Raw genomic sequence first — 20094 nt, 5'->3', positions numbered from 1 at the left:
AAGCTGCATATACCGCATGATGCCTACAAAAATGGTTGTAATCAGAACTGATTACAACCATTTTGACTTTTAAACAACTTTTGGAGGGATTTTTAATAATGGATAGTGTCGTGAATTCTCAAAGACTTTCTGATAGTAGCATAGACCTTAATGAAAAATTAAGAACTTCAATCTATCTAAAAAAGGATGCATATTTAAAAATAGATAGCTTAATAAAACTTACTGGGACAAACCAATCCAGAAATGATATAATCGAAAGTGCAATCGATTTTTACTTTGGATATAGCACTTCTCAACATAATCAAGATTATTTATGCGGCGTCTTTGGCTCAAAAATAGAAGGGTTAGTTAATAACCTAGCTACGCGAATTTCAAAAAGTAATTTTCGAAATGCAGTTGAAAGCGACATGATTACTCGTATGTTGGCAACGGTCTTTGAAATTGACCGAAATAAATATGATAAGCTTCGTGCGAAAGCTATTCAGGATGTTAAGAGAATGAACGGTTCAATTGATATTTTGGAAGCAGTTAATGAATCAGAAGAAGATATAAGATAAGGAGTTTCCGTCGATGAACATTCTGCTCGTAGAACCAGATTACAAGAATAAATATCCTCCGATGGGATTAATGAAAATAAGTACTTTTCATAAGCAAAGGAATGATGTTGTCACTTTTTATAAAGGCAAAATGCCTGATGCTCAATTTGCTGAGCTTAATATTGAGCGTGTGTATATAACGACCCTGTTTACTTTCTATTACAAGAAAACACTTGAGACGATAAAGTATTACAGCAAAAAGATCAATCCTGCCCATATTTATGTGGGTGGAATTATGGCCACACTTCTGACCGAAAAGCTACAGCAAGATGTTGGAGAGTGCCATGTTTTAACGGGGCTTCTAACTGATGCAAGTGTTTTGGAAATCGAGGATTACACAAATGTCGATACTCTTCCACTGGACTACAGTATTCTTGATGAAATTGAATATGATTATCCTGCAGGCGACAACTACTTTTCGTACACAACTCGAGGGTGCCCAAATCGTTGTGCCTTTTGCGCAGTGCCAATTTTGGAACCTACTTACCAGTTTACGAATAATATTCGCACTCAAATAAGCAATGTAAACGAGCATTTTGGTGGCAAGAGAAATCTTCTTCTTTTGGACAATAATATTTTTAATTTGTCAGCCCAAGAGATGCAAGGACTTGTTAGAGATTTGCAGGAGGTTGGCTTCACCAGAGAACCAACATTCATCAGGCAGTCACCGTACGAACAATATATTAATAAAGTGAATAATCCACATTTGCATCCAAAGGTTTTATCGAGGGCAATTGCCTATTTAAAGGAGTTTGAAGGCAAAATAAAGCACCCTAAAGATCAGCAAGCTTACAGAGATTTTCTGACTCAATTATCTGAGGCTGATAACAAAGGTCAATATATTGAGGAACGACAGAAATTCATCAATGAAATTTTACAACATTATTCGCACACTAAACCACTGAAACGATATGTGGACTTTAATCAGGGACTAGAAGCTGCACGAATTACAATGGAAAAAATGTCGATTTTGGCTCAGTTGCCATTGAATCCAGTGCGAATAGCCTTTGATCACTATAATCCTCAAGCAGTAGAAAACTATTGTAGGGCCATAAGAATTGCACATCAATGCGGGATCAACAATTTTTCCAACTATATGCTTTATAATCTCGATGACACGCCTGATGCATTATGGTATAGACTGAAAATCAATATTGAGCTTGCAAAAGAGTTACATATTTCCATATTTTCTTTTCCTATGAAATATATGCCAATTACAGAAACTGATCGTTGCTATATAGGGATGCATTGGAATAAAAAATACTTGCAAGCTATTACGGCTATTCTTTTAGTTACAAAAGGAGTAGTTGCCCAAGGAGAGGATTTTTTCAATCGAGCTTTCGGATCTACAATAGAAGATTTTCACCGGATACTGCTTTTGCCACGTGATTTCATAATTTATAGAAACTATTATGAAGAGCAGGGGCTTACTCAACAATGGGATGAAATTTATCAAAAGATGACTGCTAAAGAGAAAGAAGAACTGATTTACGGCCTAACAGAAGTTAATTATCATACACAAAATGAAAATGTGCACCAAATTATTCAGTTTTATCAAAGAGATTATAACTATATAGCTAGAGGGTGATGATAGTGATCATCACCCTCTAGCTAACTATTAAATAAAGGAATTTATGAATTTTTGCAATAAATCCTTTAGCCCCTGTTTGGCTAAATTATCAAGGAAATCTTTATTTGGCTGACATTCAGCCGGGCGGTGAATTACTTTGTCAAGCTGATCTTTCGTTCCTAAACCAGTAAAACAAGAGTTGAAGTCTTGCCCCAACTGCCTATCATTGTTGAAGTCTTGATAATTTCCATTATTATATTCCTTTAACATTTCGGTAATCATATAGCCTAATTCCGGTGTAGGTTTACTTTTAACAAGGCGTGAATAAGTTGTTCCCTTTTTTAGTTGCCTGGCAACAACTTGTTCAATTAATGAACGCAACAAAAAGACCGAAGCAATAGGAAACTCAGTGTAAGCTGTATAGTCTAATGTTAATGAAATTTTTTTGATCTCTTTTGCAACAGCGATTAATCCCTGGTTGTTTGGATCAATTGGATTAAGATGCTCAATATGCAAATTAGCAAAAAAGGAAAGTTGTTTTTCTTTTTGAGTAAATGCCTTTTGTTCCTCGGTGTTTTTTACCGTAGGTGAGGTCCCAGAAGCATTCGTTCCTGCTGCTTGCGGAGATGTCTCATCCAACGGTTCCTTCTCACCAGGAACAAGCGGGAACTCCCCCCTACTTTCTAGCTTTGCAGAATGAGATACTTGATATTTCACCGGGAGCGTAGATGCAGAAGAAGACTCTATATCTTTACGGCTGGATGGATTATCTTCAGATCTAGGTGGGTATTCGTTACGGAACTCTAATATAAATACCTTTAAGCCAGGAATTCGTATATTGTCTTCAATGAGCTTAGTGACCTTCTCTTTTCCCTTAATCTCATCAGTGCTGATGCGATATGTGTCATTTGTTGGTCGCTCCTTAAGTTCAGAGCTTTTTTTGGCTTCTGGACGTTGAAAAAATGCTTGACCTACCTTTAGTAAAATCTTATTATACAACTCCACTTTCGAAAGAAGCGGAGTATATTCAAGCGAAATAGGGTCAGCTTCGAGTCCAAGTGAATACTTACTTCTATTGCCCAAAAGTTTTGGCATGAATTCTGATACAATCGGTAAAATACTTGCAGTTTCAACACGTAAATGGGCATCTGTCTTCTTGACTAAATTAAAAATATTTCTAAACAGGATGTACTGGCGGATTTTGTCCTCTACCTTTTTGACATCTTTTACCGATACTTCTGCAGCAATCTGAATAGGTTTTTTCCCTTTCAAAAATTGCGAATAATAATAATTGTATTGCTCAATAGTAGTCCACTTTTTTACATCTGGCTGTGTATGCTTAGAAGCAATATATCTCTGAGCATCTGCACTCTCATCATAAATAATAAGATTGATTTTTTGGATGTTCTTTTTTGTTTCCTCGCTAGCAGTGGGGATTGGCCTCTGCTGCTGCAATTCAGCATTCACTAAAGAATTATCTCTGAGTATTTTGCATGCGGTAACGCGGCGGTTTCCCTCAAGGACAATGATTCTACCCTCCTTAATGTACGCTGAAGCAAGGACTTCATTAAAAAGGCCTTTATTTAGCTCTATGCTTTGGGCAAGCGCCGACACCTCGCCATATTCAACCAGATAGTTAATAATACTTGATTGTGTGATTTCAGATTGATCGGCAATTAAGGCTGACGATGCAAAACGAGGATTTTCTTCATCCAAATAAACATCTTCTATGTCTACAACTGCAAATCTTGCTGATTGGATCTTTTGTAGTCCTTCAATATATTTTACAGCCATAATTTCACTTCCAATATATAAATGTGTTAGTACATTATTATTCTACTATATTTTACATATTTTTAAAAGGGAATTTTAATAAAGCTATGCGTTTTATTAATAAATAAACAGAAATATGACTATTTGCTTAGTTTTATGTCATCTACTCTTTTAAGTGGATGGCTTTTTTTATGAAAGGAGTATTGACTATGCCCGGAGCAAGAATCGTCTTAAACTCCCGCTACTTTCACATTGCCCAAGCTGGCGAGAAAGCGGACGGAAAGCATGTCATGACAAAAGATGCTGTTATGGGTCTTGTCAATTATGTTGGAACGAGGGAAAGCGTGGAGTTGAATGTAAATCAGACTTCCATGAATGGAGCAGAAATTACCGCCTTAAATCTTGATCCACTGAAGCTCAGTGCAGAAGTTGCCGTGCGACCCGCGACTGGCAAACAAATGAAAACCATCGCGGATTTCCTGTGGGAAATACCGGAAGCAAAAAAGGGACTGGAATATCAGGACTTCAAAGCAAACCCGACGGTCGGTAATGCGTCCGAACTTATTTCATACGCTGCTGAAATTGGGTTAGGGTTTGCTGTTGATCTTGGTAAAGCAAAAAATCTGATTGAATATGTTGGGAAGCGTCCCGGAGTTGACCGTGTTGGAGAACACGGCCTTTTTTCTTCTGAACCGAATGTGGATATCCGGAAAGCTCAGGAGGAATTAGCGAGTTGTAAAGGAAACATCTGGACACATGTTATCTCCCTGCGGCGTGAGGATGCCGACGCGCTGGGATACGACCATCAAAAGCCGTGGCGCGATCTAGTTCTGCAAAAAATTGATGTCATTGCAAAAGCGTCCAATATTCCTGTATCTAATCTTCATTGGTACGCCGGGATGCATAACACGACACATCATCCTCACATCCACCTTTTTGTTTTTACGGATAACCCTAAAGTCGGCCACCTGAACGTGTCCGGCATTAACAAAATGAAGGCCGCTTTTTCAGAGGTTATTTTTGCCGATGAGAGGCGGCATATTTATGAGCATAAGACGGAGATCCGTGACAGTCTGAAACAAAATATCGACGATATTTTATCGGATATCCAAAACGACTCTGCCGATCAGCTGAACAGAAAGCAAGTGGATTCTCTTTCCGAAAAAATTCTCCATTTGGGGGAGCAGCTGAAGGACAGACCAGGAAAGCCGCAGTACGGCTGGATTAAAGACAATGATATCCGGAGGGAAGTAAAAGACATTATGTCCGGGCTTGCGGAGGCTCCGGCCATCCGGCAGCTCTATGAACTCTATTGTGAAGATCATAAGGACTTGCAAAGAATGTACCGGAATGACCCGAAGGATATCGGCCCGATTATCAAGAATCACGAGTTTGACAGCATTAAAAATAAGATTATCCGAACGGCAATCGCACTCAGTAAAAACGTTCCTGAACTGGACGAAACTTTAATTACAATAACAGATCCAAACGATCTGCAGGTCACCGGTGAGAGCCGACAAAATTTCATGACGAGTGAGGAAGATTCCCTTTCCGACGAAGAATCCCTTTTCCTGTCTGCTCCGGATGAGCTTCTGGATTGGATGCCGCCCCAGGATGAAGAAAACCCTTTTAAACCGAATTCCGTACCGGCTCCCCAGATTTTCGATGACGGCAATGACAAAAGTTGGGAGAGAAAAAAATTCTCCAATAGAAATCAGGATAATTTTGAAGACTGTTTCGATAAAGCAATAAACGGAGATGTAAAGGCAAAGTATCAGCTTGCGAAGAAATACTTCTACGGGAAAGGCGTGGAGAGGGACTATGAGCAAGCACAAATGTGGTATGGCCTTGCGGCAGCGGCTGGACACTCCTTTGCAAAGTACGAGCTGGGGAAAATGTACCTCTATGGTATCGGTATTGAGAAAAATCAGGAATTAGGCACAGAATACTGTCTGGACGCCTACTGGGATTTCCGGGCATCGGTTGAAAAAAGCTATGGCTTTGATGTGGGAAGCTCCGTGGATGACGGGACGGCAGAACAGGCAGAATTCTCAGGAAGGGAAGACGCCGCTTTTCTGATGTACACTTTAGGGAGGATGGAATACGTCGGTGAAGGAATTCCCCGAGACAACGGGAAAGCATATCAATGGTTTAGGCTTTCCGCTGACGGAGGGCATATCCACTCCAATTACCGTTTGGGAAAGATATATTACGCAGGAGAAGGGATTCAGCAGGACTATGCAATGGCTGAATCCTATTACAGAACAGCAGCGAACGGTAAGGACAAATATGCTTACTATGCGCTGGGGAAAATGTTTGATACCGGCATCGGAGCCGAGCAGAATTACAAAACGGCGGCTGAATGGTACACAAAGGCTTCCATGGAGGATGTCTCCTATGCCGATTACCGGCTCGCTCAGATGTACAACAACGGGCAAGGTGTCGAAAAGGATGACGAGCTGGCTGGAGCATTGTTTAAAAAGGCTCTGAATGAGTTTATCGAGCAGGACAAGCAGCAGCCGGACGTAGACACAGAATTTCGGGTCGCCAACATGTTCCTGAAAGGACTGGGTGTGGAAAAGACTGTGCGGGACGCTGTTGATTGGTTCCGCAAATGCGCGGAGAAAGGGAATCCTTTCGCAGCATATCAGCTGGGAGTGCTTTTTTCTAAAGGAACGGAAATTTCCAAAGATGATTTACAGGCACAGAAATTCTACTCTATGGCACTAGCTGGATTTATTCCCATTGACCGGGAACATCCTGATGCAGATATGGAACGCAGAATTGCACAGATGTTTTACTTCGGCAATGGCACGAATCAGAATTACGCCACCGCGGCGCAATGGTTTTCCATGAGCGCAGAAAAAGGCGATACATATTCTCAGTTTCAGCTGGCCCACATGATGCAAAAAGGAGAAGGTATTCCCGCTGATGAACTTAGGGCACAACTGCTCTATGCATCCGCTCTTGCCGGATTTCAAAAAAGCCTGCAGGAGAACCCTAATCCGGATCTGCTGTATAAAGTAGGAAGGATGTATGAATCCGGATTAGGAACCACCCGTAACATTAGCACTGCAAAGCAATATTACGCCGCCGCTTCTGCCGGCGGCAATTTTTATGCGCAGATCCGTCTGAATCAGATCGATGCATTTCAGAATCAAGCGGCGGTCAGCGCAGTTATGGGCCTGTTTAATGCCTTTGCTTACAGCCTGGGCGAAAACATTAGGGACAGTACAACTCGCAAATACAGGCCGGATCGCAAATTTATCAATAGGCAAAAAGCACTCAAAGAAGTCCACGGCCATCAATATGACGATCAGGAAGAAATGATGTAGGGAGGAATTCACTTGTCAAAATTCATACCGTTTACGGAGGATGAAATCTATCAGGCCGCACACACGGACATTAAGAGCATTCTTGAAGCAAAGGGCGAAAAGGCCGAGAGAAGCGGCACGGAATGGATGTGGGCGGCGAACCACAGCGTCAAGTTTCGCGGACATATCTTTTATGATCATTCCACCGGCGATAAAGGAACCGCGATTGATTTTCTCTGTACCTTTTTCAATATGCGTTTTCAGGATGCAGTCAGTACACTGAACTGCAGGGATTACAACGGAATCGAGTTTGAGAGATCAACGCTGAAAAAAGAAAAAGAACGGCGGCCGTTAGTTCTGCCAGCCAAAAGCCGCAACATGAAGCGTGTTTATGCTTACCTGATGCAGGAACGCCGCATCGATTCCGACATCATTTCCTTCTTTGCACATAACCGCAGCCTCTATGAGAGCGCCAACACACATAACGCCGTCTTTGTCGGATATGATTCCACCGACAAGGCAAGGGCGGCGCATCAGAAAGGAACGCTCACCGAAAAGTCCTACCGTGGTGATGTGAATGGGTCGGAAAAAGATTATTTCTTTAATTTCCACGGAGGATCAGAACGGCTCTATGTCTTTGAAGCGCCCATAGACCTTCTGTCCTTTATTACTTTGCACAAAGAAAAAGGATGGCAGAAACACAATTACCTTGCATTGGGCTGTACGGCATCCCCCGCCCTGCTCCGTTTCTTATCAGAATACCCAAACATCCATCAAGTCGTTTTATGTCTGGACAATGACGGCGCAGGTGTTAAAGCAGACGCAATCATTCAGGAAACGCTGCAAAGACTTTCCAAAGGGATGTATGTGGAAGACCTAACCGAAGAGATACGGGAGCAGCTGCGGCGGCCTTATGAAGTGAGTGTTTTGAAATCGGTCAAAAAGGACTGGAACGACGATCTTAAAAAGAGGTGAGCCAGACTAGTTAAAGTGTGAAATATATATAATTATATTCACATTCTGGAAGAAATTAGTTGAATAAGTTAAAAAATGAAGATATAATTAGTGTAAAGAACAATTTTGGTAAATAGATAATGCCTTAATAAAATTATGTATGGAGGCTTAAATGATTTTTTTTAATAATATAAATCTGGCTTTAGCAGAATACAGAGCTGAATCAATTACTCACGATAAAAACAAATCATATAAAATAGCATTAAAAAATCTTGACTTTTTTAATGCGTTTAGTGCAAAGATTCTTTTTTGCATATTATATGAAACTTGCTTTAAAACTAATGATAATGATTCCTTTCTTCAAAGTCCAGGTATAATTGTATAATTCTCGTATAGATCGCGTTCGACTTGAAATGAATAATAGCGAAATGTCAAAAATAAAAATGGGTTATGGTTTGTTTTTTTTAGATGAGTTTGAAAAATTTAATAAATGTTATCTGGACTATATATTTAGCGACTATTCTTCAAATTTCGTAGAACCAAATAATAGGTTTAAAAGAAGTGGTCCATTACCTGATTGGGCTTATTATGAAAGACCTATTCAGAATAGTGATGAAGCGCGAGAAATCTTAGATATTAATTAGAGGTGTTATTTATGATTAATGGGCAGGAATTACTGCTGGAGTTGCTTGAACATACCAGTTTAGAGCCGACAATCCTGTTTTTAGGTGATAACTTCCAAGCAGAAGATATGGAAAAACTTTTATCTTTTCCTTGGGCATGTGTCTATACAACTTCTTCATCTTCAACGTTAACAAACTATTTTCGACCTAACAAACATCGTCGTGTTGCAGATGTCGTCGTAGCAAATAGTGACAGTCAAATTAGCTTGAATTGGAGAGAACTGGCTATTGTTCGTTTGCGCGGCTTAGAAGGTTATACAGCTGATCCCATTACTCAAGAAGCAAATGAGCAATCGCTTTTAGAAATTCTTCCGACTTTATTAGATTCATATGGACGTGTAGTATTCTGTGGTTTTGATTTCTCCCAAGCTGAGTCCATATTACTCATGCGACAGTTATTTATGCAATTTGCAAAGGTTAAACGAAAAGAATTCCTCTATTTTTTTAATATAGCAGAACAAATACAGAATCCATATCTGGATCGTCTTGTAACAGATGGTGTCGCTACACTGATTCCTCAAGAAATCAAAGAGCTTTGGGATGCTCTTGAAGAGGAAGACCTTCTCCCTGAACTGTCTGATAGTGAAATTGATCACTATTTGTTGTATGCAAATGGTCAAAAAATTTATATGGATGGAGAACTGGATAGGCAATTATTACTGAACATCGAACCTTTTGCAAAATTACTAGAGTACCACGAGGTGGAACAAAGTAACTTATTCCCATCTGAGGCTTCGATACAGTATTTTCAAGCATTCTTACAAAACAGTACAGTAGGAATGCCTCAATGGTACGGATACCGTAATGATAATATGTTTCATTTGGAACGGTATTTTGAAAAAAAATTATACGAAACAGCGGTTCAAGCCTTGCACAGCGCCGCCGGACAAAAGCGTCAGGCACTTCCCGTTATGCTTTGCGGCCAAGCCTGTTCGGGCAAGACTAATGCTCTTGGTGCATTAGCGTATAAGATGTTTTGCGAACGGCAATATCCCGTAATTTTTATTCCTGACCATGAAATTTTATTTACTGAGGAAAGCATCAAGACAAACGAAGGAACGATAGAAAAAGAACGCCCTGATACTATAAAAGCACTGGATGAACTGTTACGAAATCTGGAAAACAAAATGGTCGATCCTGTACCCACGCTGATTATTTGGGATACAGCTTGTCGAATCCAGTCCGATCTGCGGAAAGCTTATGACTTGCTCAACTTGTTGCGTAGTGGAGGGCGTCGTGTACAGATTGTTTGCACTGCATATGAACGCAAATTAGACGAGGAACGTGCACAATATAACTGTGTTGATGTCAAAGCAACTTTGCAACCTGGTGAACACGAACAAGTAGAAAGTCTTTTAGTGGAAAAGGCTGGGTTTAATGAACAGGATGCAAAAGATCTGATTAAAGTCTATGGTAATCAGGAATCATTTCTTGGAGAGTTGTACTTGTTTGAGGATCTACACAAGACCTTGCGCAATCGAATACAACGAGAAAATGAAGGTGGAATTGAGGACGTAGGTAGGCTTCTTACAGAATTAGCCGAGCAAAAAGCTCAAGAAATCATGGATACTGTTCTTGGAAGAAAAATTAGAGAAGCCATGGAAAAATCAGGGAAATCATTGTCTTTCCTTCTTTCCTCTCCGTCTAAACCGGATGATTCAATTATCATCAAAAAGGCTCAAGCTATTAAAAAAACTTTTCAAACTTTAATATGTTGTATAGCTGTGTGCACAATCTACAATAAGGAAATGCCACTCTCCATGGCGGTACGTTTCTTAGGTGCCTATAGCACCGAAACTTCTCGTATGTTACACATTCTTATGAGTAATACTTTGCTAAGGTCTCGGGACGCAGAAGATGATGGGGAACCTTTATTAAGTCTGCGTAGCAAACTGGAAGCTAAGATGCTCCAAAAAACCTATGATCTAAATCCCATTGACCTAATTATTAGTATGCTACATGTTTTATCACCGAGCTCCAATCGAGAACAATATTTGATTCAAGACCTCATCAGCTTAATAGGGCCAAACAGCCGTAACCAAAGTCTCACTCTTTGGACTAATCCGAATTGCTATCCAAAGTTTTGGACGCTCTTAGACGAACTCTCCTACTTTAGAGAGAAAAATCCAGGTACCCTTCTTTTGCTGACAGAAATCACACTGACACGCGAAATCTTTAATAGTGATAATCGGTGGAAAGAAGAACACTCTCAAAAAGAGTGCATAGACCGCCTAGACAAAATGCGCCTAATCTCGGAAAAGGAAATCCAACAACGCTGTAATGAACCTCTTAATAAATCCTTAGCAAGCCTTTATGTAGAATGGGGAAATTTATGCATAAGATTAAGCCATTATGATGATCGACTTTCAAAGAGAGATCTTTGGAAAAACGTAGGTAAATCTATGGTTCCAATTATGCGACAATACCCCGAAAATGGTTTTGCATATTCAGCTTACCTATGGGCAGGGGTACAATACCTTGATAGTCTAACAGACAATGATCAAAAGTTGACACTTGCTGAAAAACTATGCCACATTAACGACATGATGCCTCAAGAGGAAAAAACGGATGGTCTGTCAGGCAAATTAGATCATCTTCTGGATACTTTAAACATGAATGATGACCGCTTTCGACAAAGTATACAGGAGGGTAAGGCTTACGGTATCTATTTTCGTACTCGCCAACTCCTGGGCTCGGGAAACAATAGGATAAACTTCAAAGAACCTATAATGAAAAAGGAAGCGTATGAAATCTGCAAGGAAGTCAACGACATATTAGAAACTTCTGAATATTCAGACATCGTCTGGAATGATTCTGCTTGTCTCCACATTCTTATCAATGTAAAATGGTTGTTAGAAACAGGACTCCCCATTATTCCAGAATGGGGAAAGGAAAACAATTGCATGAAGTTATCAGAAGAAATGTGGGAAAGGTTATTTGAATTAAGCAATCGATATCTCGAACTAGACGAGATGCGTCCTCCTCATATTGTATATTTATTAGCACTTTGTATGGCTCAGCTCCCGCAACATCGGGGCATAGAGTGTGAGCAGCTGTTTGAAGAACTCCGTAAAGGAACAGTTTATGAAAAACGGCGCTTGCATATTCTTTGTAATGAACAAGGTAAACCCTTGATTTTTTCAGGCCGCATCAATAGATATGATCACAAGCGAAACCGAGGGTATGTTAATCTACAAGAAGCAGGATTTCGCCTACCAATTTATTTTCGCGGAGAGCTTATTGGTCAAATGGAGAGTAGCCTACATGAAGGTACGTTGCTCACAAATTTGAATGTAGCCACCTCGTTCAGCGGACTGCAAGCGTGCAGGATATAGGAGGGAATGGCGATGGACAGTTTTAATTTGTTTTCAAACACACAAGTTAATGAACTCAACAAACAATGCAGAAATTTACACCCTGCCCTCCTACTGTCGGAAGCATATTACCCCAAACCTGACCCCTGTGTAGAAGGGGAGGCACGTTTTTGGAACGCAGTAACGAATATTTACGGCTTGTTTTATGACTGTATGCCCTATCTCTTTAGAAATCATTCACAGTACCAGCATAAATCCTATTTAGGCGCCTCAGACCAACCACTGTTGGATATTTGGGCTAATGAGGGCCTTATAACCATGAATGCCGATTTAGAACTAAAAAATTTTTTTTATGCAATAACGGAATTGCGAAGCATTTTTTGCCATAATAAGCCCCCACAGACAATTGATAAAAAGAAATTAAGATTTGCATTTGGGGATTTTCAATGGGATCCATATCATCATGGCAACGGCACTTTTAATTTCATAGAAGCCTACAAGCAATTTGAAGTGAAGGTAGACTGTATAATGGAAATACTTACAAAATGTGTGGAAACTTTAAGGAAAGAGGGGGCAACTTCGGCGTTAGTAACTAGTTGGGAAAAGGCTCTAGTCGGATGGTATCTCCAGTCCGACGATATTTCAAAGCGTAGCATTCGAGAATTGCAACGCATTCCTGGGGGCATGCCAACAAGTGCCTGGAAGGCCATAAAACTTACCGCGGATGAGGATTGCTGTTTCTTCTATGGCCAACCAGTTTCAGAAGTATTCCAGCAAGTGGTTGAGGAAGTTGATAGTTCTCCATCACCAGCGCATGCAACATTTGTATGGGCAAAGGTCATGGACCGAATACTAATATAGAATTTATCTAATATTGAATCTTTTAGTATAGATTTTCTTGATTTACTTAAAATGGACATAGTGATTTCCAGCTATGAAAATTGAAACATATCCGTAGAGAAAGCACCTCTTTGTGAGGTGCTTTTCTTATATCATTTTTTTAAGGAGGAAAAATTATGCCGAGTACAATCGCAATCGTCATCTCTATAGCGGCTGTCGCTTTTCTGGCCGCTCTCTTTATTTCAGAAGCTATGCACGGAAACCTGAATATCAAGGCTCGCACAGTCGGTGACGGCCAATACGGTACCGCACGGTGGGCTACTAAACGGGAAGAACAGGAAACCTATGATGAAATACTTTATGAACCGAAAATGTGGCGGGCGGAAAAACATCTTCCGGATGAACCGAACGGCGCGGCTGTATTGGGGATACTGGAAGGGCGCGGCGAAGTACGCGCGAGGATAGATAACTCAGACAACCACACATTGATTCTCAGCACAACCGGCGGCCGCAAGACCACCGGTTTTCTTTATCCTAATCTGGAATTCATCTGTGCCTGCGGCTGCAGCTTTCTGGCAACCGACACCAAGGGGGACGTTTTCCGGGATTACGCCGGAATCGCTCAGAAGTATTATCACTATACCCCGTACATCATCGACTTGCGCAATCCCACGCGCAGCCATGGATTCAATCTTCTGCATCTGGTCAACAAATACACGGATCTCTTTAAAGAAACCGGCGACATCACCTATAAGGCCCGGGCGGAGCGATACGCAAAGATCACCGCGAAAACTATTGTCCGGATGGAGGGATTTGACGGCGGCGGTCAGAACGCTTACTTCTATGACGCAGCCGAAGGACTCATTGCGTCCACCATTTTGCTTGTAGCGGAGTTCTGCGGCTATGGGGAGCGTCATATTGTCAGCGTGTTTAAAATCGTTCAGGAGCTTCTGCAGACGAAAACACCGCTTCCAAGCAAAGATGATAAAGCAAACAATGTGAAGCCGAAGAACGAATATCAGAAGCTGATCGAGCTGCTGCCTGCAGAACATAAGGCGCGCTGGCTTGCCGGTGCCGCGCTCAACACTGCTGAAGCAAGTATGCACAGCGTTATGAGTACGGCCATGAGTCGGCTGCTTTCCTTTATTGATTCTGAGCTAGAACAGATACTTTGCTTTGACAGCGATGTGGACGCGGAACAATTCTGTAATGGCAATACAGCCGTTTTTATTGTGTTCCCGGAGGAAGATGCGACAAAACATTTTCTTGTTTCTCTGTTTGTCTCTCAGCTCTATAATGAGTCTTTGGTGGTAGCAAACCAAGATGGTAAAAACAGGCTGGACAAGCGTGTCTACTTCTATCTGGATGAGTTTGGTACTCTTCCAAAATTCGATAATGCGGAGCAGATGTTCACAGCCGGTAAATCAAGAAATATTCTGCTGTATCCAATGATTCAGTCCATGGAGCAGCTGCACAAGAATTACGGCCGGGAAGGCGGAGAAATCATCATTGACTGCTGCACTAACGCGTTATTCGGTGGATTTACTCCTCTTTCCAAGGGTGCTGAGGAAGTCTCTCGGGCGTTGGGAAATCAGACGGTGCAGTCGGGAAGCACTTCCCGCAGCGGCAGCTTTGAGCGTGACAGCTCTACAAAAAGTCTGCAGATGATTCAAAAGCCGCTCATGACTGCCGAGCAGATCAGGACAATGCCGGATAACCAGTGGATTTTGACAAAAACGCGCACACACCCATTAAAAACTATCTTAAAGCGGTTCGACGAATGGGGCATCAAGCTGGACGCTCCATTTGCAATGCCTGAGAACGCAACACGCACGGTTAGTTATGCAAGCCGAGAAAAATTGAAAGCGGCTGTTTTGGAGAGATTTCCGCAAAGAGAGAAGGTGGAGCCGCTTGATATTCATTCTCTCGGCTCAGGAAAATCGGCAAGACGAAAGATTACTTTTGAAGAGAAAGATATTTAATAAAACTTGTAGGGCGGGAGAATAAACACTCCCGTCCTTTTATTATGAATAATTAGGGGGAGCAATATGAAGGGATACTTTGTATCGAATGTGACGAAGATTGTCCGGAAATTGGAGCTGACAGCTAAAGCAGTGCATGTCTATTTTTATTTAGCGGAGTGCAGCAATATCAACGGCGAATGCTGGCCGTCTAAAAAGACGATTGCGGAAGCTTGTAAGATCAGTGTAGCTACGGTGACGCGGGCTTTACGAGAACTGGAAAAGGCAGGCATGGTCATTTCCGAGCCGCGCCGCCGCCTGAATAACGGGCAGACTTCAAACCGGTACACGGTATTCACTGAGCCGCAGGATACAAAGTCGTCGGGCCAACCGGGTGGCATTGAGGAAATGGAAGATACAAAACAGGATGTAATAGATCTCCCAAATGTGGAAAAAGCCTGTGAACAGCATGAAATTCCAGAATACATATCAGACGTACCGGCAGATATTCCGACCGGCGAGAATCACATGGGAAGCACGGTACCCGGCAGACAGAAACAAAGTGACCATCATGCAATTCCACGTCGGCAGAAAAGTATCCCAGCACAGCCTTTATCCGCGTCCCGGCTGCTCAAGCTGCAGCTGTTCTGCCGCCTTCTTTTAAGCCAATTTGATATGGCCCCCCGTATCAATATGACACCCCAAGGAACTAATTCCACAACGAAGGTTACGTTAAAGCAGAGAAAAAAAGACTTTATCTCTAAGATAGCTAAGAGGAAGTTTCCGCACAAGAGAGAATATGGCAGTGATAAATCCGGTGATGGGTAAAATGCGCCATGAGTGATTGTTTCATCAACAATGTCCACCCTATTTTTTCCCTGCTTTGGAAATATGGGCAACCACACTGAAAAAGAAAAAGCAGATCAGGAAAATAATCCCGGTCTGCTCATTTTTATGAATGGAGAATGAAAATGGAATACATGGAAATCATTGGTGTACCGGCAGTCGTTTCGGCACGGCACCGCATTGTGATCGACAAAAGCATACGTCTGCTTTACCGCATGAGCGAAAACGCGAGGGTTTACATGCGGCGCAAGAAAAATTTATTGTTCCTTACCCGCTCTAACTATTCCCGCAACCTGGACATCCAGCAAAAGGAACTTAGTATCGGCCGGTTTAATCTTCCGGTCGATTGGGCAAGGTCGAACCACATTCAGATTGGGGACTATGTTTACCTTGTGGCCACCACCGAGGGGATAATCATCTGTCCAGCCGGAGTGAAATTTCTGTGCGTGAAAGGAGAGAAGAACCATTGAATATTTTAGGGTGTCCGCTAAAAATCTCCGCTATGAAGGAAATTTATTTTCCAAGGCTCTATATTCAGCACTTTGGAATATCTCCTGATGGGCCGGTCACCGTAATCCGGGAAAATCATGATGATTATTATATTTACCGCAATGACGACGGTAGGGCGCTGCTTGAAAATGAAATCCGTGTGACTGTTCGGAAAGGATTCACTTCCATTCCTGCGGAATTTCTCAGAAGAAACGGATTGAAGCCTGGGGTAGACAGCTTGTATCTACTGGGAGTCGAGGACGGATTAAGAGTCAGCGTAAAGAAGAATATGCTGTAAAAAGCGGAAGTGCTTCCGCTTTTTGCTGTCACTCATACAATATCACTCTGGTTTCGTTTGATTTTTTGAGAAACTTCCGATAAGTATTCTGTTAAGAATAATAAGGAGGTCATATAAAATATGACAGAAAAAGAATGGCTTACAGAATGGCTGGAAGTCTATGTGAAACCCAATCTGGCCCCAAATACTTACCGTTGCTATAACGATACAGTAAAACGAATTTTTAGAGAGGCACCGGAATACTTACTAAAGAAAGGAAATGAAATTACTGAACTTGAAATCCAAAAATTCGTAAATTTACTCGGCTTCAAATACGCAAGATCCACGTTAAACGACATTCGTGTAGTTATGAATCAGTCATTCATCGCTGCCGTATCAAATAATTTGTGTACCCGAAATCCAATTAATCATATTTCGATTCCAAAATATGCATCAGAAAAGTATGTACGGGCTTTGACTCAAGCTGAGCAGCAATTGGTTGAGGAAGCGGCTATGCAAGATCCTTTGGGTCATATTGTTATATTTTTTCTTTACACCGGGCTGCGTTCAAACGAATTGTGTAATTTGAAATGGAGTGACTACGACCCTCAAAAGGGCATTATACGCGTCCGCAAAAGTAAGACAAAAGCAGGTATTCGAATTGTTCCTCTTATTCCAGAAACACAAGCGATTATAGAAAAACTTCAGAAAAAAATCCCGCAAATATTTGTGTCCACTCGGGGAGGCCCAGTCACAGAGAGTGTATTGAAAAAATTGTATCTGAGGATGAGAAAAAAGACCGGACTAAACTTTATTACAAATCATGTTTATCGACATTCATTTGCTACTCGAATGATTGAAGAAGGCGCAGAGTATAAAGCCTTATCAAAGATTTTAGGGCACACGGACGTCGCTTTCACATTGCGAAGATACACTGATGCGGAAGATAGATTTCTTACACAACAAATGTATTTACTACACAAAAACAATAAAGAGAGAAATGTATCTTAATCGGAGAGGGATTCCCCCCTCTCCCCTTTGCCCGTCGGAATATTATTTTTTGGAGATCAATGCGTAAAATCGACAAGATGATAAAAAAAGCGGAAGCACTTCCGTTTTTACAAAACAGTAAAAAGGAAGTCTCCCGTAAATTAGCTGTTTAAAATATTTAAGCACTTGCAAATTACTAAGATTTGGTATATAATTCTCCCTGTGGAGAACAAAAAAGCATCCACAGGCGAAAAACTGTCAGCTAAACAGTTAATCGCCTTGCGCCATAAGGGTAATCGAGACCCATTATGACTTGTGAATGCCGTTTATGCGTTGCTATTTTAACACGCATTTCGGATACATGTCAAGGTCTGTACCCTTATGTTGCAGTGAGGGTGCAGACTTTTGTTTTTCTCATCTCTCCACAATGATAAACATTGTGTACCTTTTGTGACCGATGCAGTCACACGCGAGGTTGGCGCTCATTGACAATTACACAAGTACGCTATAAGCAAATTGGATCATAGCCTTAAATAGGCGCCCCTGCGTGCAACCCATGATGCAGCACTTAAATGTGCAAGTCAAGTAACTCTAAACAAGTGACCTTGATGCTGTAATGCTGTGCCACGAAGCCAAAGACAGCTTGATCTGTCAGTACCTACCTTAGCAGGTAGGGCGGCGAGGACAACAGGGAATTGATAGTAACCTAAATGGAACATGACCGTTACCATCTAGCAAATGGTTTTTGAATATAGCCGTACTAGGTTCTATGATTTCTTTCTCAGGTGTGTTACCCCACATCTGAGAAGTTATCATAAAATTAAGCATTTAACTTTCATTAAACATTTAATTTTATGATAACAAGGACAAAAGAATTCTTTTGTCCTGCTATCTTCTTGGTGGGAGAGGATGGATTCGGACCATCGAAGCTATAAAGCAACAGATTTACAGTCTGCCCCCTTTGGCCACTCGGGAACTCTCCCATATTTTATTTACAAGTTTTCACTTATTTACAAATGGAGCTGGCAGACGGACTTGAACCCCCGACCTGCTGATTACAAATCAGCTGCTCTACCAACTGAGCTACGCCAGCATTTTTAGCACTCGAATAATATATCATCTTATGGTCTATTTGTCAAGCGATTCAACAAAATTAATGCGAAAATGGTCGAGGTGACAGGGTTCGGATATTGGCACACTGCACCCGCGTTCCGCGAGGCCCTCCGTCTTTCGGACGGAACACACAGCCTTTCTATTTCTCCGAATCTGTACCGGCAAATTCTGCCTACCAACCACTTGCGACGAAAAATGGCGCCCAACTCCATGAGTTGGGTCCCATTTTGGTCGAGGTGACAGGGTTCGAACCTGCGGCATCTTGGTCCCAAACCAAGCACTCTACCAAGCTGAGTTACACCTCGTTGCTGACGAATATGCACGGTGAAATTCCCTGCTCCGTGCGGCTAAAGGCTTCAACTATAAATGGCAATTAACCTGTGCCTGCGTCATCAGACAGCCCTATTATTATATGTAATATGCAAGGAGTTGTCAAGTGGATTTGCAAAAACAGCAGGATTCAGAAAAAATTATCAGACTTTATTGGCGCGGGGCAGCGCCGGCGGGCGGCACCCACCGGCTGCAAACGATCACTTCTGATTATTCAGCTCAATTTTAAAAACATATTTGTCGCCCCTCACCACAGAGGAGGTGTATTCCACCAAACAGTCGTCCTCGTAGCTGAAGCGCTCCAGCAGGATACACGGAATTCTGGGGGAAATTTTCAAAAGCTCGCACTGTTCGGAATCCGGCAGAATCGGGACAAAGGTTTCGGTCGCACGGTCTACCTTCAGCCCGTACTTTGAGCTGAGGTAATCGTAAAGCGACTGTTTCTCTATCGTATCCGCATCGATATGGACAAACCGGTTTTTCGGCAGATAAGTGGTTTCTATTACCAGCGGATAGTCGCGGGCAGAGCAAAGGCGTACCAGTTTATGGTAAGTTTCCTTTCTGTCCGTCCTCAGCTTCAGGGCAAGGCCGCGGCCGGGAATCAGCATCTCATAACTTAGCACATGGCTGTAGAACGAGATGTTCTTATTTTTCAGATCATCGGTAAAGGTATAAAATTGAGAGAGATTTTGTTCAAACACCTTTGGTTTTACGAAAGTACCGATGCCGTGAATCGTATAGACCATGTGCTCCTCTTCCAGCAGGGCCAGCGCCTGCCTGACGGTTGACCGGCTGACTTTGTACATCTGGCACATGTCGCGTTCCGACGGAAGCAGACCGTTTTCGGGGTATTCGTGGCTGTTAATATACTTTAGAATGTGATCGTGGAGTTCCTGATACAATGGCAGATTCGGCATTGCGTGTACTCCTTTCCCGTGTTTTGAATGGAAAATCATTCATGGTCATTTTAAATAAAAACCATAGCATTATTCTATCATAAAAAAACCTATTGTACTAGTGGTATCCATGGAAATTTGAAACCTG

Annotated in this window: 14 protein-coding genes and 3 tRNA genes; 12 read left to right on the top strand and 5 right to left on the bottom strand. The window is 41.8% G+C overall.

Annotated features, from left to right (window positions below; all coding sequences use genetic code 11):
- The first annotated feature begins 98 nt into the window (after positions 1-98).
- Positions 99-557, top strand: a complete 459-nt coding sequence (locus J5W02_RS10065) for a hypothetical protein (protein ID WP_219965548.1) — start codon at positions 99-101, stop codon at positions 555-557.
- 13 nt (positions 558-570) lie between these two features.
- Complete coding sequence (locus J5W02_RS10060) at positions 571-2184, top strand: hypothetical protein (RefSeq protein ID WP_219965547.1); 1614 nt, start codon at positions 571-573, stop codon at positions 2182-2184.
- A 30-nt stretch (positions 2185-2214) separates the two neighbouring features.
- Here the strand turns inward: J5W02_RS10060 and J5W02_RS10055 are convergent, their stop codons facing one another.
- On the bottom strand, positions 2215-3960 hold the full coding sequence (locus J5W02_RS10055; protein ID WP_219965546.1) for a hypothetical protein: 1746 nt from the start codon (positions 3958-3960) through the stop codon (positions 2215-2217).
- Between the two features lie 170 nt (positions 3961-4130).
- Here J5W02_RS10055 and mobP3 point away from each other — a divergent pair, with 170 nt between their 5' ends.
- The 10 genes from mobP3 to J5W02_RS10005 all read left to right on the top strand — a co-directional run bounded on the left by mobP3 (position 4131) and on the right by J5W02_RS10005 (position 17628).
- The gene (gene mobP3, locus J5W02_RS10050) at positions 4131-7274 is read left to right on the top strand and encodes a MobP3 family relaxase (protein ID WP_219965545.1); all 3144 of its coding nucleotides are present in this window, start codon (positions 4131-4133) and stop codon (positions 7272-7274) included.
- A 12-nt stretch (positions 7275-7286) separates the two neighbouring features.
- Positions 7287-8228 (top strand): DUF3991 and toprim domain-containing protein, encoded by a 942-nt coding sequence (locus J5W02_RS10045; RefSeq protein ID WP_219965544.1) that lies wholly within the window; start codon positions 7287-7289, stop codon positions 8226-8228.
- Positions 8229-8620: 392 nt separating this feature from the next.
- The gene (locus J5W02_RS10040) at positions 8621-8851 is read left to right on the top strand and encodes a hypothetical protein (protein WP_219965543.1); all 231 of its coding nucleotides are present in this window, start codon (positions 8621-8623) and stop codon (positions 8849-8851) included.
- An 11-nt stretch (positions 8852-8862) separates the two neighbouring features.
- Positions 8863-12225, top strand: a complete 3363-nt coding sequence (locus J5W02_RS10035; RefSeq protein ID WP_219965542.1) for a hypothetical protein — start codon at positions 8863-8865, stop codon at positions 12223-12225.
- Positions 12226-12237: 12 nt separating this feature from the next.
- Positions 12238-13065 carry a hypothetical protein gene (locus J5W02_RS10030; protein WP_219965541.1) on the top strand — a complete coding sequence of 276 codons (828 nt, stop codon included), beginning with the start codon at positions 12238-12240 and terminating at the stop codon, positions 13063-13065.
- Positions 13066-13220: 155 nt separating this feature from the next.
- The gene (locus tag J5W02_RS10025) at positions 13221-15026 is read left to right on the top strand and encodes a type IV secretory system conjugative DNA transfer family protein (RefSeq protein ID WP_219965540.1); all 1806 of its coding nucleotides are present in this window, start codon (positions 13221-13223) and stop codon (positions 15024-15026) included.
- A gap of 66 nt (positions 15027-15092) precedes the next feature.
- Positions 15093-15833 (top strand): helix-turn-helix domain-containing protein, encoded by a 741-nt coding sequence (locus J5W02_RS10020; protein ID WP_219965539.1) that lies wholly within the window; start codon positions 15093-15095, stop codon positions 15831-15833.
- Positions 15834-15976: 143 nt separating this feature from the next.
- Complete coding sequence (locus J5W02_RS10015; RefSeq protein ID WP_219965538.1) at positions 15977-16321, top strand: AbrB/MazE/SpoVT family DNA-binding domain-containing protein; 345 nt, start codon at positions 15977-15979, stop codon at positions 16319-16321.
- Positions 16318-16638: an AbrB/MazE/SpoVT family DNA-binding domain-containing protein gene (locus J5W02_RS10010; protein ID WP_219965537.1), complete on the top strand. Its 321-nt coding sequence runs from the start codon at positions 16318-16320 to the stop codon at positions 16636-16638. The genes J5W02_RS10015 and J5W02_RS10010 overlap by 4 nt, the downstream gene beginning before the upstream one ends.
- A gap of 120 nt (positions 16639-16758) precedes the next feature.
- Positions 16759-17628 carry a tyrosine-type recombinase/integrase gene (locus J5W02_RS10005; RefSeq protein WP_219965536.1) on the top strand — a complete coding sequence of 290 codons (870 nt, stop codon included), beginning with the start codon at positions 16759-16761 and terminating at the stop codon, positions 17626-17628.
- An 876-nt stretch (positions 17629-18504) separates the two neighbouring features.
- On the opposite strand, the gene J5W02_RS10000 is transcribed toward J5W02_RS10005, so the two are convergent.
- The 4 genes from J5W02_RS10000 to J5W02_RS09985 form a co-directional block, all read right to left on the bottom strand.
- Positions 18505-18590 (bottom strand) — tRNA-Tyr (locus tag J5W02_RS10000).
- Positions 18591-18624: 34 nt separating this feature from the next.
- Positions 18625-18700: transfer RNA gene (locus J5W02_RS09995), tRNA-Thr, on the bottom strand.
- A gap of 248 nt (positions 18701-18948) precedes the next feature.
- Positions 18949-19025, bottom strand: a tRNA-Pro gene (locus tag J5W02_RS09990).
- A 225-nt stretch (positions 19026-19250) separates the two neighbouring features.
- Complete coding sequence (locus J5W02_RS09985) at positions 19251-19967, bottom strand: GntR family transcriptional regulator (RefSeq protein WP_219965535.1); 717 nt, start codon at positions 19965-19967, stop codon at positions 19251-19253.
- Between the last annotated feature and the right edge of the window lie 127 nt (positions 19968-20094).

The organism is Caproiciproducens faecalis, assembly GCF_019448085.1.
GTDB lineage: Bacteria > Bacillota > Clostridia > Oscillospirales > Acutalibacteraceae > Caproiciproducens > Caproiciproducens faecalis.
Note: the sequence above shows the minus strand (reverse complement) of the source record. Positions and strands in the feature narration are given on the sequence as shown.

Bases quoted from the DNA above. Each gene is read 5' to 3' on its own strand.
- J5W02_RS10005 (WP_219965536.1), top strand. From the start codon at position 16,759: ATGACAGAAAAAGAATGGCTTACAGAATGGCTGGAAGTCTATGTGAAA.
- J5W02_RS10025 (WP_219965540.1), top strand. From the start codon at position 13,221: ATGCCGAGTACAATCGCAATCGTCATCTCTATAGCGGCTGTCGCTTTT.
- J5W02_RS10030 (WP_219965541.1), top strand. From the start codon at position 12,238: ATGGACAGTTTTAATTTGTTTTCAAACACACAAGTTAATGAACTCAAC.
- J5W02_RS10065 (WP_219965548.1), top strand. From the start codon at position 99: ATGGATAGTGTCGTGAATTCTCAAAGACTTTCTGATAGTAGCATAGAC.
- J5W02_RS10060 (WP_219965547.1), top strand. From the start codon at position 571: ATGAACATTCTGCTCGTAGAACCAGATTACAAGAATAAATATCCTCCG.
- J5W02_RS09985 (WP_219965535.1), bottom strand. From the start codon at position 19,967: ATGCCGAATCTGCCATTGTATCAGGAACTCCACGATCACATTCTAAAG.
- mobP3 (WP_219965545.1), top strand. From the start codon at position 4,131: ATGAAAGGAGTATTGACTATGCCCGGAGCAAGAATCGTCTTAAACTCC.
- J5W02_RS10040 (WP_219965543.1), top strand. From the start codon at position 8,621: ATGAATAATAGCGAAATGTCAAAAATAAAAATGGGTTATGGTTTGTTT.
- J5W02_RS10055 (WP_219965546.1), bottom strand. From the start codon at position 3,960: ATGGCTGTAAAATATATTGAAGGACTACAAAAGATCCAATCAGCAAGA.
- J5W02_RS10020 (WP_219965539.1), top strand. From the start codon at position 15,093: ATGAAGGGATACTTTGTATCGAATGTGACGAAGATTGTCCGGAAATTG.
- J5W02_RS10035 (WP_219965542.1), top strand. From the start codon at position 8,863: ATGATTAATGGGCAGGAATTACTGCTGGAGTTGCTTGAACATACCAGT.
- J5W02_RS10015 (WP_219965538.1), top strand. From the start codon at position 15,977: ATGGAATACATGGAAATCATTGGTGTACCGGCAGTCGTTTCGGCACGG.